The 13,556-nt window shown below is 47.8% G+C and carries 12 protein-coding genes; 5 read left to right on the top strand and 7 right to left on the bottom strand.

Features of this window, described 5'->3' with window-relative positions:
• Nucleotides 1-517: 517 nt before the first annotated feature.
• Nucleotides 518-2,344 carry a long-chain fatty acid--CoA ligase gene (locus KDK13_RS14755; RefSeq protein ID WP_257285736.1) on the top strand — a complete coding sequence of 609 codons (1,827 nt, stop codon included), beginning with the start codon at nucleotides 518-520 and terminating at the stop codon, nucleotides 2,342-2,344.
• A gap of 540 nt (nucleotides 2,345-2,884) precedes the next feature.
• Nucleotides 2,885-4,222, top strand: a complete 1,338-nt coding sequence (locus KDK13_RS14750) for an ankyrin repeat domain-containing protein (RefSeq protein ID WP_257285735.1) — start codon at nucleotides 2,885-2,887, stop codon at nucleotides 4,220-4,222.
• 111 nt (nucleotides 4,223-4,333) lie between these two features.
• Here the strand turns inward: KDK13_RS14750 and KDK13_RS14745 are convergent, their stop codons facing one another.
• Complete coding sequence (locus tag KDK13_RS14745; protein ID WP_257285734.1) at nucleotides 4,334-4,474, bottom strand: hypothetical protein; 141 nt, start codon at nucleotides 4,472-4,474, stop codon at nucleotides 4,334-4,336.
• Between the two features lie 127 nt (nucleotides 4,475-4,601).
• Here KDK13_RS14745 and KDK13_RS14740 point away from each other — a divergent pair, with 127 nt between their 5' ends.
• Together KDK13_RS14740 and KDK13_RS14735 are read left to right on the top strand one after the other, a co-directional pair.
• Nucleotides 4,602-5,117 carry a phosphoribosyltransferase gene (locus tag KDK13_RS14740; RefSeq protein ID WP_257285733.1) on the top strand — a complete coding sequence of 172 codons (516 nt, stop codon included), beginning with the start codon at nucleotides 4,602-4,604 and terminating at the stop codon, nucleotides 5,115-5,117.
• 165 nt (nucleotides 5,118-5,282) lie between these two features.
• Entirely contained in the window at nucleotides 5,283-6,923 is a 1,641-nt protein-coding gene (locus KDK13_RS14735) for a lactonase family protein (protein ID WP_257285732.1), read from the top strand.
• 89 nt (nucleotides 6,924-7,012) lie between these two features.
• Here the strand turns inward: KDK13_RS14735 and aroC are convergent, their stop codons facing one another.
• The 6 genes from aroC to KDK13_RS14705 all read right to left on the bottom strand — a co-directional run bounded on the left by aroC (nucleotide 7,013) and on the right by KDK13_RS14705 (nucleotide 12,559).
• Nucleotides 7,013-8,095 (bottom strand): chorismate synthase, encoded by a 1,083-nt coding sequence (aroC, locus tag KDK13_RS14730; RefSeq protein WP_257285731.1) that lies wholly within the window; start codon nucleotides 8,093-8,095, stop codon nucleotides 7,013-7,015.
• Between the two features lie 38 nt (nucleotides 8,096-8,133).
• Entirely contained in the window at nucleotides 8,134-9,081 is a 948-nt protein-coding gene (gene prmB / locus KDK13_RS14725; protein ID WP_257285730.1) for a 50S ribosomal protein L3 N(5)-glutamine methyltransferase, read from the bottom strand.
• Nucleotides 9,082-9,217: 136 nt separating this feature from the next.
• Complete coding sequence (locus KDK13_RS14720; protein ID WP_257285729.1) at nucleotides 9,218-9,940, bottom strand: SIMPL domain-containing protein; 723 nt, start codon at nucleotides 9,938-9,940, stop codon at nucleotides 9,218-9,220.
• A gap of 142 nt (nucleotides 9,941-10,082) precedes the next feature.
• A complete protein-coding gene (locus KDK13_RS14715; RefSeq protein WP_257285728.1) occupies nucleotides 10,083-10,778 on the bottom strand; it encodes a hypothetical protein in 696 nt (231 codons plus the stop codon).
• Between the two features lie 245 nt (nucleotides 10,779-11,023).
• Nucleotides 11,024-11,494 (bottom strand): SycD/LcrH family type III secretion system chaperone, encoded by a 471-nt coding sequence (locus KDK13_RS14710; protein WP_257285727.1) that lies wholly within the window; start codon nucleotides 11,492-11,494, stop codon nucleotides 11,024-11,026.
• Nucleotides 11,495-11,830: 336 nt separating this feature from the next.
• Entirely contained in the window at nucleotides 11,831-12,559 is a 729-nt protein-coding gene (locus tag KDK13_RS14705; protein ID WP_257285726.1) for an F-box protein, read from the bottom strand.
• A gap of 635 nt (nucleotides 12,560-13,194) precedes the next feature.
• On the opposite strand from KDK13_RS14705, the gene KDK13_RS14700 reads away from it, so the two are divergent.
• On the top strand, nucleotides 13,195-13,556 hold a 362-nt coding region (locus tag KDK13_RS14700; protein WP_257285725.1), incomplete at its 3' end, for a hypothetical protein.

Here is a 13,556-nt window from a genome sequence, read left to right as displayed (position 1 = left end):
CTGTTCCCTGAGCTACGGACTGTGAAACAGAAACGTTCTTGAGCGATCAAGAACCTTCGTACGATAGGGCGGGGAGTGTCAGAAAACGATCAACAGTTAAACCCGTTCAACACGAACAATTGGGCTGTTTTGCAGAGTCCTGTTGGGGCAGCTTTTATCAGGAAACCCCCGATTATAGAATGCCCTGCTGCCCCTTGCAGTCATCGGCGCAGGAGTGTCTTTATATGCCGGGGACGCAACAAAACGTCAACAGGCCCTTGACAGGTTCAAGTCCGGAGAAAACATAAAACAGATTTTTCAGGCACAGTGATGGTATAATCTATACGTGTTTGACAAAATGATTGCCTCTGTTTACATCCAGAAATACTCGTTACTGGCCGTTACATTTTTCCCGCTCTGGATTTCACCAAAAATGATCTGGATCAATTTTGGTATTCCAGGCCATCCTGTAACATCAGACTTTTGTCATTTTGCTGTCTAGATTTTTATCCAGCTTTTGAGAATACTTTCTGTGCCGATGAACTCCTCCCTGAATATGCACCTGATCAGCCAGATCCGTGATCGTGCCCAGCGCAACCCGGAACATATCGCCATGCGCTTCGCCACTCAAAGCTCTGATCAAGATGCTTATCAACAAGAGTGGCAGGAAATCAGCTGGCATCAGCTCATTAAAAAGGTTGACCTGGCTTCCCGTGCACTGTTGAAACAAAACCTGCGGGTACAGGCGAAAGTGGGTATCTGGTCCCAGAACATGCCTCAGTGGACCGTAGCCGACCTGGCGTGCCTTCAGGCACGACTGGTTACCGTACCACTGTACCCAACCAGTTCCACCGAACAGGTCAAATACATTCTGGATGAGACAGAAGCTTCACTGCTGTTCGTGGGTGAACAGGCACAATATAATGGTGCCCTTGAGTTACTGGCTCAATCCCCTACACTGAAAACCATCGTCGTATTTGATCGGTCGGTTGATATTGAGAGCTGCCCCCAGGCCATTTATTTTGATGACTTTATCCAGCACGGTGTTGAACCGGCCATTCTCGAAGAAAGACTGGCTTCCCGTTGCATGGAAGACCTCCTTACCCTGATCTATACCTCAGGCACCACTGGCGAACCCAAAGGGGTTATGCTCGACTATGCCAATATCGCCGCTACCTTTCGTGGCCATGATCAGATCATCCATCTGGACAGTCTGGATACTTCCCTGTGCTTCCTGCCACTGAGCCATATTTTTGAGCGTGGCTGGAGTTTTTATGCGCTTGCCCGTGGCGTGACCAATGTCTACATCAAAGACCCTCAACAGGTCAGCAAGGCTCTGATAACCGTCAAACCAACGGTAATGTGTGTCGTTCCCAGGTTCTTTGAAAAAGTCTATACCACCATTCACGGGAAAGTTTCCACAGCACCATTTATCCGGCGGATGATTTTTAATACCGCGGTTAAAATCGGCACTGCCCATATGGAATACCGCCGAAAAGGCGACGATGCTCCTGCTTACCTGGAGAAGCTCAACACTATCGCGGACAAAATGGTATTCAGCAAAATCCGTGCAGGCCTGGGCGGTAACATCCGCTTTATACCCTGTGGTGGCGCCCGTCTTGATGACGACATCAACCGCTTCTTCCACGCCATTGGTATTGATGTGAAAGTGGGTTACGGCATGACGGAAACCGTGGCAACCGTAACCTGCTTCCGGGATACTGGATTTGAATTTGGTTCCTGCGGCATTCCGTTACCGGGTATACAGGTGCGCATCGGTGCGGAAGGCGAAATCCAGGTTAAAGGTGATACGGTTATGCGCGGCTATTACAAAAAGCCGGAAGAGACCGCAAAAACCTTTACCGCCGACGGCTGGCTGCACACCGGCGATGCAGGCCTGATTGATGAGAACGGTGCGCTTCGCATGACTGAACGTATCAAGGAATTGATGAAGACCTCCAACGGTAAATACATCGCACCACAATACATTGAAGGCATACTGACCAAAGACCGCTTTATCGAACAGATTGCCATTATTGCCGATACTAGGAACTACGTAACCGCATTGATTGTTCCCGCGTTTGAGGCCCTGGAAGAACACGCAAGAGCGCTGAACCTGAAATACCAGAACCACAGGGAACTGATTCAACACAGCAGCATCCAGGAACTGATCCAGGAGCGGGTCAATAAAATCCAGACAGGCCTGGCTAAATTTGAGCAGGTGAAGAAATTCACTTTGCTACCCAAAGAGTTCTCCATTGAACTGGGGGAGATCACGCCAACCTTGAAGCTGCGCCGCAAAATTATTATGAAGCGGTTTAAGATAGAAATTGAGGCCATGTACGCTCCCGAGGCCAAAGCCTGATAACCACCGATTGAAAACATCACACAAAGGCATCCAATTGGATGCCTTTTTTATAATCTCGGACCAAGGACTTTGCAACCCCGCCTTTCAAAGCTCTTCGCTGGAGTACACAGGGCAACTCCAGCACTGTAAACAACCCGCATTGCATAAGAAATATAAATCAGGAACTTTTACGCCGCTATATAGACTAACTCAACACTATTTGATCGATTGCCCAGTAATTTTAAGTACGATCGTATAGCTTTCATCATCACAACATGAGCCAAGTTTATGTACAGCATTCCCTCAAATGCCCCTCAGATTAGCATGAATGCTCCCGCTGTTTCGGCAGCCTCTGCAGCAGAAAATACGGAAGCTGATAAGTGCAATGCCTGTTTTGGCAATCTGGGTAATCAGCGCACAATTGTAGTGTTTCCCTGTACCCATAGCTATCACAAATCATGCGTTGATCAATTGCTAAAAGCCCCAAAGATTAATGATTGCGAAAGCTGTAGTCGTAGCGCTATCCATTGCTTATCATCTGAGAAGAGGCCGCTGCATGTGGCAGCCGCCAAAGGTCAGCCTGATGCCGTCAGTGGCCTTCTTGCCCTCGGGGTAAATGTCAATGACAGCACCAAAGACGGGCTAACCCCCCTCCATTGCGCAGCCATCAGAGGTGATGTAGCGACTATAGAGCGTCTTGTCAGCCAGGGTGCCAGCGTCAATGCCCAGACAAGAGGTATGACTCCCCTCCATTTTGCGGCGGAACACGGACAAACGGATGCCATCTGGCTCTTGCTTCATCATGGGGCTGATATCAATTCCCAGCCGATAGTCAGGGAAACGCCCAGTGAAATCAAATACAGGCAGGATTTGAAACTTATTGTGGCTATGATGGAAAGGTTCCAGGGCCTCCCTTGGCCAAGTGCCGACAGCAATGGCAGCGAAGCGCAAATAAAAAGTTACGGGAAAACACCCCTGCACAGTGCCATTAAAGCCGGGCAGGAAGAGGCTGTTAACGCTCTGGCACTTGCAGGTGCCGACATCGAAGCGCTCATTGGTGAAAGCAAGACACTGCTCCACTGGGCAAAAAGTGAAGGGAGACTGACGAAATCCATGATTAGTACTTTGGCCCATGCAACTTGTGATACTGAGGCCCCTTGCAAAGGAACGCGCGCAGAGCTGCTGGGTACTTTGATTAAGTTCAAAGAGTGGAATCTATTCGACCAATTGAGGGCCAATACTCCGGACGCTGATTTAAATAAACTTCAATGTCCAGAATCCAGTCAGCTTGCCTTTTTCCAGTCGGTTGAATGCGGTCAGACAGATAATATCAAAGCCATGATTACCAGAGGCGCTGACGTGAACGCCCGTAACGGTAATAATAAGACTCCGCTTTACTGTGCAATCGACAAAGGCCAGCCTGAAAGCATTGCAATGCTGATTGCCGACAATGCTGATGTCAATGCCACTATGAGATATGGGTGGACCGCCCTTCATCTCGCGGCTCAAAGAGGCGAGGCATCCGTTGTTCAGCTCTTGATTGATGCAAAGGCTAATGTCAATGCCAGCATCTCAGACGGGGAGATCCCGACCTCCAGCGACATTGCCAATGAAAGATATATGGTAAATAACACAAACGGAGGTACCCCCCTTCACATTGCCGTTGAAAGTTGTCAGCCTGAGATTGTTGAACGCCTGATTGCTGCAAATGCTGATGTCAATGCCCTCAACACTGCAGTGCATACCCCTCTTAAAGTTGCACACGTGCTTTACAAAAAGGAAATATCCCGTGTGCAATTCCAGGGTGTTTTTCCCGCTACCGAAAAGGTTGAATCTTACCGAACTATCATTCAACTCCTGCAGAGTGTAAAAGCAGGGCCAGGTTTTGAATATTGAATGTGTTTGGTAGTGCCAATTTGAGAGCCAAAAAATACCATATGACTGGGATGTCGAAAACATTGACGCTTTAGCCAAATCAGGTTAGGCGGGGCGTTAACCCCGTCCCTCCTACAGAACGCCGAGACACTGCCGTTGGCCAGCAACTCCCTTGCCATTCGGATTTCTTTCCTCCCCCCCCAGTCGATGGTTCAGGCTTCTTTCAGCCTGACGGGCTTGCCCGCTTTGCTGGACAAACAAAAAGGCATCCAATCGGATGCCTTTTTCATTTTAATGATACTGCTGTTTTATATCAGGTCACCGATTGTATATTGCAGAAACCTGAACACTTCCATAGAATTCGCGGATTTATTTTCCTATGGCCTGATGCCGATCTTCTATGTCAAACATTCAGCAATACAACTTCACCTATAACGATATTCATAACACCATTCGCAATACGGCAAAAACCATTACTGACAACGGTTACCAACCCGATTATCTGCTGGCCATTGGCGGCGGTGGCCTGATCCCCGCACGCATCCTGCGAACTTATATCAACCGCCCTATCCTCATTGTCTCTCTGTCTCGATACAGTGATGAGACCGGTACCGCACCGGCCAGCCAGCCCATCAAGCTGCAATGGCTGGAAACTGATATCGACCTGGTCGGTAAGAAGGTACTGGTGATTGATGAAGTCGACGACGAAAGAACAACACTGGAGTTCACCCTGCAGCATCTGTTCGACAGCCATCCCGGGGCTGAGTTTTCTGCCTTTGTCGTGCACAACAAGAAGAAGGAAAAGAAGGGACAGCTGCCTGAACAGCTCAAGCACTTCTTTGTGGGCGAAGAGATTGAAGATTACTGGATCAATTATGCCTGGGATGCTGAAAACATTGATGCGTTTGGCCAATAAATAAACCGGGAGCCTGCCCGGGAGCTGTCATATTTCTTTCATCATCTCCCGTTATAACTATCCAACAACTAAAACAGCACATGGCAGGCAAACCCGATGAAAATCCTTTGTAGCAGAACCATTCCATTACTCGCCGCAATAATCATTTCAGGTTGTACTTTGGATATGCAATCTGCCAGTGTAACCCACCCGGATATGCAACCGGTTGGTCGCTATGCATCCGGCACTTTCTTTCAAAGCGCAGCAGAAATTGTTGGCTGGCATAAAACCAGCCAGTCGATTTTTGTCGTGAATGCCGGTAAAAAAACCATTGATATTCTGGATGCCAGCCAATTAACCAGCAAAGCTCTCGCGAACCCTCTGACCGATTCAAACCTGGCCAAACGAAGCAGCATTGCTATTCAAAGCCATCTGCCAGATATCGAACTCGGTGCCGCAAACAGCCTGTCATTACATAATGATTTACTGGCTGTTGCTGTTGAAGCTGGCATCAAACAGGAAGATGGCGTTGTTATTCTGTTCACAATCGATGATCAGGGTAAGGCAACCTACCGGGATTATGTACACACTTCAGCACTGCCGGACATGGTAACCTTTACCCCCAATGGTAAATATGTGCTGGTTGCCAATGAAGGTGAGCCTTCTGAAGATTACAGAATTGATCCTGAGGGTTCCATCAGCATTATCCGGATCAACGATAACGGTACCGTAGGCGAGGTCAGACAAGTCGGCTTTACTGAGTTTAATGAATACGGTCCAAGGCACGATGAGTTAAGCAAGCAAGTTCGGGTATTTGGCCGAAATGCCACCGTTGCACAGGACCTTGAACCTGAGTTCATCACTGTATCCAATGACTCTAAAAAGGCTTATGTCAGCCTGCAGGAAAATAATGCTCAGGCAATCATTGATATTAAAGCCGCTGAAGTCGTTAAGATTTTCCCCCTGGGTTACAAGGATTTTGGGAAATATACCACCGATATCAGTGACAAAGACGGCGGTGTGAACCTGAAAACCTGGGCTGGTTTATATGGTATGTATCAGCCAGACACCCTTGCTTCTTATGAGGTTAATGGCAAAACCTATGTCGTTTCTGCCAATGAAGGCGATGCCCGTGATTACTGGTATGACAGCCCTTCCAAAACAGATTGTCTGAATTCCGGTGGTTTGAAGTTTGATAAAGACGACGGTTGTCTTGCTTATACCGAAGAGTTCCGTGTGAAAAAAGTGAAGGTGGCTGATGAGCATCCAAGTGCCGACAAAGCAAAGGATTCAGCTGAGCTGGCTCAACTGAAAATCACCAACACTCTGGGTGACAGTGACAACGATGGAGAGTTTGAACAGCTTTATGCTTACGGTACCCGCTCCTTCTCAATCTGGGATGAATCCGGAAACCTGGTATTTGACTCTGGCGATGATTTCGAGCGCATCACGGCAGAAATCCTGAAGTCTGACTTCAATAACAACGACGATGAAACCAAAGGCGATAGCCGCAGTGATGACAAAGGTCCGGAGCCTGAAGCCCTGGCCATTGGTAAAATCAATGGAAGACATTATGCGTTTGTTGGTCTTGAGCGTACCGGAGGCCTGTTTATGTACGACATCACCAGTCCGGAATCACCTGAATATGTCCACTATATTCATAACCGGGACTTTTCCGTGAATGTGGCTGAGCAACCTGAACTGGCTGGCGACCTTTCACCGGAGGGTATGGTCTTTGTGGCAGAAGCGGACAGTCCCACTGGCAAACCCTTACTGATCATCGGCCATGAGGTTTCTGGATCAGTCCTTGTTTATGAACTCTTTTAGCGGCTATTCCCGGATAGCCTTCCGGGCGGCAGAGCATAAAAAGGCCTTCATTCGGAAGCCTTTTTATGCTGTTAAACATCTTTATACTGTTAAATTACGGGTGCCGGACTCACGACATCCGCATTCTGTGCCCGGTGCCGCAAAAAATGATCCATCAGGGTAATCGCCATCATCGCTTCAGCAATGGGTACAGCGCGAATACCTACACAGGGATCATGGCGGCCTTTGGTGACGACCTCCACCGGCTCGCCCTGCTTATTAATCGACTTTCCCGGTGTGGTAATGCTGGATGTTGGCTTCAAGGCAATATGAGCGACAATATCCTGCCCGGTACTGATACCACCCAGGGTTCCACCCGCATGGTTTGACAGAAAGCCATTCGGTGTCATCTCATCCCGGTGCTCTGTACCTTTCTGACCGACACTGGCAAATCCATCACCGATTTCAACGCCCTTTACCGCATTAATGCTCATCAATGCATGAGCCAGGTCGGCATCAAGACGGTCAAAAACCGGCTCACCAAGCCCCGGTGGTACACCGGTTGCCATGACGGAAACACGAGCCCCCACGGAGTTACCTTCTGTGCGAAGACTGGTAATCAATGCTTCCATTTCCGGAACTTTATCGGCGTCTGGTGAGAAGAATGGGTTGTTTCTCACTTCATCCCAGTCCAGCTTCTCAACATGGATATCACCGATCCGGGACAGCCAGCCACGCACTTCAATGCCCCTGGACTGAAGGTACTTGCGGGCAATAGCACCGGCAGCCACTCTCATGGCCGTTTCCCTGGCAGATGAGCGGCCACCACCGCGATAATCCCGAACACCGTATTTATGGGTGTAGGTGTAATCGGCATGACCGGGTCTGAACAGATCCTTGATATTGGAGTAATCCCGGGAGCGCTGATCCTGGTTCTCAATCAACAGCCCAATAGGGGCACCGGTGGTCACCCCTTCAAAAACACCAGACAGGATCCTGACCTGATCCGGCTCACGACGCTGGGTGGTGAATTTGGAGGTACCGGGCTTACGACGATCCAGGTCCACCTGCAGATCCGCTTCCGTCAAAGGCAACCCCGGGGGGCAACCGTCAACAATACAGCCCAGTGCCAGACCATGGGACTCACCAAAGGTAGTAACCCTGAACAGTTGCCCTATACTATTTCCTGCCATACTTAAGCGATCTCGTTCTTATTTTCAGAAAAATCCCCTTACAGGGCCTGTAACCGACTCTTGAACAAAGACTGATATTTTCTGCAATCTTCAGCGGACAGAACCAGAACACCATGACCGCCTTTTTCAAAATCAGGCCAGACAAACGGTACTTCCGGATACTCATCCTGTAAAGCCCACAGACTATTGCCCACTTCCAGCACCAGCAGCCCCTGTTCATCCAGGTAATCAGCGGCCTGTGCCAGAATGGAACGGGCAAAATCGAGACCGTCATCTCCGGCGGCCAGCCCCAGCTCCGGTTCGTGGGTAAATTCTTCCGGCATATCAGACATATCCTCAGCATCCACATAAGGTGGATTGCTTAGAATCAATTGATACCTGGGACGCTCTGGCAACGCATCAAAGAAATCAAACAGATCCGACTTGATGGCCTGCACCCTGCCCCAGAGTTCGTGGCGATCAATATTGATATTGGCCACTTCCAGTGCGTCTTCAGAAATATCCAGCAGATCCACCTGGGACTCAGGAAAAGCGTGTGCTGCAGCAATGCCGATACAACCGGAACCGGAACACAGGTCGAGCACACGACTGACCTCTACATCCCCCAGCCATGGCTGAAACTGCTGGAGAATCAGCTCGGCAATGGGGGATCGGGGCACCAGAACCCGCTCATCCACATAAAATGGCATATCGCAGAACCACGCCTGGTTGACAAGATAGGCCAGGGGTTTACGACTGACCGCCCGCTCTTCCATCAGGTTGGCCAGTTTTTCACGTTCACGGAGGGTTAAACGACTGTCAAGATAGTTGTCGGGAAGGTCCCAGGGCAACTGCAATACCTGAAAAACCAGGTGAAGGGACTCATCCAGCGCATTGTCACTGCCATGACCAAAGAACAGGCCCGCCTCATTAAAGCGGGTTGCTCCCCAGCGTACAAAATCTCGAATAGACATCAGTCCTTCGCAGGACTCATTGGAACCGCTCACATTTGCTCCTTCGGATTCGACCCGGGTTTAACGGTGAGCCGAATCCTTACTGCCTTATATAGGCGGCATAAAATAGCATATTCCTTGCTCACGGGTAACGACTGTTTCAACGTTAGCAGATAACCTGCACCCGGCATCAATCCGAGAGATAATACTCAATCGTCGCAACCACGCGGACTTTCTTGATATGCGGGTTATTCCGGTCACGGTTACTGATCGAAAACTGCCCCTGGGAGGCCCGCTTGATTTTGCCCAGTGCACTTTGCGAATCCGAGGCAAACTTTTCTGCCACTTCCCGGGCTTTACGGGTCGCTTCCTCAATCATTTCCGGTTTAACATCATTCAACCGGGTAAACAGGTACTCTGGCTGTGAACCATAATTACCCCCGGTAAAAACAATCCCTTTCCGGCCAAGGTCGGAAAGCTTGCCCATCACTGAGCGCACCGCTTTAATATGACTGGAATAGATAGTGATGGTTTGCAGGGCGGTATAGCGAAACTCCGGACGACCGCTGCTGCCGTATTTATCGGCCGATTTATCGGTAATATCCGGCGGCATCAGACTGATTTCATCAGCGGCGATACCACTCTCCTCCAGAAACGCCCTGATTCGGTCAGTATTATTCTCAATCGTGCCATAAAGCGATTTCAAATCATTATCTGCCGCTGAAAACTGAATAGGCCAGATAACCACGTCAGCCTGATACTCCCTCTCCGACAGTCCTTTGACTGTAACGCTTCTCTCATACTGCTTGTACTCAATGGCAGCGTTCGCCAACAAATACCCCAGACAGGAAAGCCCCAGAAAAACAGAAATGCCCAGTATCAAGGCACTGAATGTATTAGTAGTGGTACTCATGTTTCATACACCTGATGGTCTTGTATAACAACCCCGTCCCTGGGAAGCTGTCCGATAAATTATCAGATTCAGCGCTTAAGTCACCTCATTGAGCTGATAATATTTTTAAGACAGTGGCAACCGGGTTGATTAAGACAGGTGATTAGACTTTTTTTGCGGATTGAAGCAGTTCCACCCGTTTATTCATCATGTCCTGATATGAGCCTTGTCGGGTGACACTGTCCAGAACCAGGGTAAGCTGAGACTGCAAATGCTGCCTGAGACTCCCGGGGGTTTTGTAGCGGTCAACCATCTGTTCAATGGCGGTGGTGATCAGGCTTGCCGAGTTCAGCACTTCAGCGGCCACTTTCGGCTCACCGGCTTTCAGTGCAGCAATGGCCTGCTTCAGTTTATCCACCGTTTCTTTATGATGGGCTTCCTTGACCTGGTCTTCTTTGCTCTGCTCTTCTCGTAATCGCTCTTTCAGTATCTCGAGAAATTCAGCATTGGCCATGGCTTCAATAGAGAGCAGTATGCCCCTCTGGGTGACAAGAATTCCCTCAAGGAACTCGTCACGGGTCCTGATTAATGGTCCCAGGTCAATGCCCAGCCGCCGGGACAACAGACTTAACCGCTCATGCTCCGGTATGCCATAAAGATCCGCACTGTTAGACTGTACGACCGTTGCTCCATTGGCAGATGCTTCCCCACTACCGCGATTGACCGGAACCATATTATCAATCACCCTTTGCAACACCAGCGGACCCATATCCCCAACCGATGCAGGCTTATGCTCCAAACCGTCCCTGATAACGAGGACTTTTGATAGAAGTCCCTTAATATCTTCAGACGAAGCCACCGATACACCAGGAAGGGCCGGTAGCAGTGTTGGAACCGGTACCAAAGGTGCGTCAGGGAAATCTTCAGCTCCGGCGGCAGACCTTGCAAGACAGAATTCGCCTGGTCATAACCGGAAGAAACCGGTTCAACCGCATCGTTTGTCGGATGCCCGGCCAGAAGACTTGCTGGCACAGGCTCAAGTCCCCTAGACTGCAAATCCCCAGATCCCGATACCTCACTCATATCCTCACTCCTTTCAACCCATCAACACTCGTTAATTATTTTTTCTACCCGACTTACATCAGCGCTGGCCATTCCGGATGCATTGGCCATCAAAACCGACGCCTGATAAGCAAGCCTCGCTTTTTGATGCTGCCCCAGGGCGACATAACAATCACCCACATAAATCATTGGATGTGGGTCATTAGCATCAAGAGAGAGTACATAAAGATAAGTATCGATTGCCTCACCATACAGGCCCACCATTTGCTGGCAGGCACCAAGGCCGGTGAAAAAGCAGGGATTCCACTGGTCATAGAGGCAGAGAAATTGAAATAAACGGGCAGACTTTTCGTACAAGGCATTATTATATTTCAAATAAGCCAGTTCATAGAGGGCTTCCTGCGCCTCAACACTGATATTACTGGCTTCAGCAAGTTTCCCGCCCCGCGCCATATAATCCTCCATAAAGGCCATTGCCTGGGCACCTGATGAGCTGAACAAAGAATCATTCATATTCCGCTTCCCTGGAGATCAGAACGTCGAGTTATTCTATATAGGTATAGTACTTACCAACGTTAACGCAGCTTTGTGGAATAAAAAAATTCTGCTCCACTGTTCACCCTGAATATTCTCCAATTCATTCATTTTTGATTACAACGGGCTTGTTAAAGCCTACCTGAATGATGGCAAGAACCCGTTCACCAAAACCACGCTGGACTGGTCAAGCGTTACCCGGCTTGAGGACTAACGCGCCAAAAGGCGGAATTCAGCGGGGGACTCCCCCTCCAGCAAAAAACGAAAACTCAGCCATTCATGACCTGCCACGTTCCGCCCGAAACTGCGGTAATATCAGAAATATTTTTTGTGAAATCCCAGCAACTGCCTGATATGGTTTGCAATATCACTGCCTTGACATGCCAGCTCAAAGGTTTTTATTGCCTCTTCATAAGAGCCTCCACAGTACAGCGAATGATTGTTTTCACCAGACCATGGGGTTGGGTGGGTATCGCCGAAATATGCAATCATCTGATGTTCTTTGCTAAAGGATAAAAACCTGTCGGAAAAAGCGGGCTTCAGTGCCAGAATGAAACAGCTTCCATTGTTAAATTGCCCTATATGGATGGAAAGGGCATGGTTTAGGCCTTCACTCTTTTTACCCGTGTAAATCTTACAGTTCGAATATGAGAACTCAGCAATGACAAAATTGAGAGAAACCACCTTAATGTCAGGAATCACATCCTTTTCAGCCACTAAAGTTCCATTACTATCTATATAAAACCTCCGCATATCTTTGGAATACAGATCTGGCTCAGTAATTTCAACTTTATTCATATGTCGAAATTCAACAGTGTATCTTTCCTTTGCCTTTTTAATCATGAAAGAGTCAATACATTGGTTTGTAAACTTGCATGTCTTCTTTAGTGGAATAAGATCCGGGAATGGTAAGTAAGAAGCAATTTCCTGAATTAATTCAACGGGTAGCCCATTAAATATCACTTGTTGACAAGGATCTGAAACAACTAATTGCCGGAGAGATTTGTTTAAATCTGATTGACCAACTGCAGTATTATGAAACATAAATAATCCCGTTCTATTGTGTCTGGGTGGGCTTTTATTCGACAGTGAGAGCAAGAATAGCAAAACTAATCGGAGTCATTTTTATAATGAGTACCTCCATTGCTGTCAGGAATGAATAGCAAAATCAATCAATAGCAGGTCTAACCTGGCTGGCAACCAGGAAAAACATATAAAAAAATGTTACTCAATCACCTTTTGCTATTCATAGGATAAAAGGTTTTTATTGATTATTAAGCCGGGGGAAACATGCCTCGAAAAATTGAAAATGGAATGAGGCCTCATCTTTTTCAGCCTCAGCCACCCAAACGATCTAAAAAGAACCTTTTTTCAGGCAGAGGATCACCAAACTATATGCCACCGGAAAAAATGTATTATTTGAAAGGCTACCCTGTTGACCGGGCAGACTCCTGGTCCCTGGGATGTACATTTGCTGAAATGCGTTTAGGTTACCCGGTAATGATTGGTAACTGAAGCACCTATATTTTGCTTCTTGCTATTCTTGATATATTCATATCGATCAATACAGCTGTGATTCAAAAGGCTTCAGCATATATTCGGGAACCCATGGCCAATAATGAACATATCCAGTGGCTTTACTTCTCCGTGGTAGTTGATTTGAATGGCTTGGATTTTTTTTGGCCAGTTTAGAAGAATTTCAAATAAAGGATAAAAAAATGGAACCGTTCAGCGTAACCACAACTTTAAAAATCAACCCTGAACAAATCAGGCTGGATAAACCAAAAGCAGCAAAATATTTGGGTATCAAAGCACAAAAAGACACCAGGATATTGGATAACCATGGAAAGCTTGTTTCTAAATGGGGGCGAAGTATCAGGTATTTTTTGGGCACAATATTCACTAACAAAGAAAACTCTGATACAAAAAAAGCAATCTATGATTTTCAAAAAGGCATGACCAAAAGGCGTGTCGAAATATTAATGAAAAAAGTTCAAGAAGACCAGGAAGGAAAAAACAGATCAAACCACGTTGACAGTAT

The sequence above is a fragment of the Endozoicomonas sp. SESOKO1 genome (assembly GCF_024606265.1).
Lineage (GTDB): Bacteria > Pseudomonadota > Gammaproteobacteria > Pseudomonadales > Endozoicomonadaceae > Endozoicomonas.
Note: the sequence above shows the minus strand (reverse complement) of the source record. Positions and strands in the feature narration are given on the sequence as shown.

Bases quoted from the DNA above. Each gene is read 5' to 3' on its own strand.
- KDK13_RS14755 (WP_257285736.1), top strand. From the start codon at position 518: ATGAACTCCTCCCTGAATATGCACCTGATCAGCCAGATCCGTGATCGT.
- KDK13_RS14740 (WP_257285733.1), top strand. From the start codon at position 4,602: ATGTCAAACATTCAGCAATACAACTTCACCTATAACGATATTCATAAC.
- KDK13_RS14735 (WP_257285732.1), top strand. From the start codon at position 5,283: ATGCAATCTGCCAGTGTAACCCACCCGGATATGCAACCGGTTGGTCGC.
- aroC (WP_257285731.1), bottom strand. From the start codon at position 8,095: ATGGCAGGAAATAGTATAGGGCAACTGTTCAGGGTTACTACCTTTGGT.
- KDK13_RS14720 (WP_257285729.1), bottom strand. From the start codon at position 9,940: ATGAGTACCACTACTAATACATTCAGTGCCTTGATACTGGGCATTTCT.
- KDK13_RS14710 (WP_257285727.1), bottom strand. From the start codon at position 11,494: ATGAATGATTCTTTGTTCAGCTCATCAGGTGCCCAGGCAATGGCCTTT.
- KDK13_RS14705 (WP_257285726.1), bottom strand. From the start codon at position 12,559: ATGTTTCATAATACTGCAGTTGGTCAATCAGATTTAAACAAATCTCTC.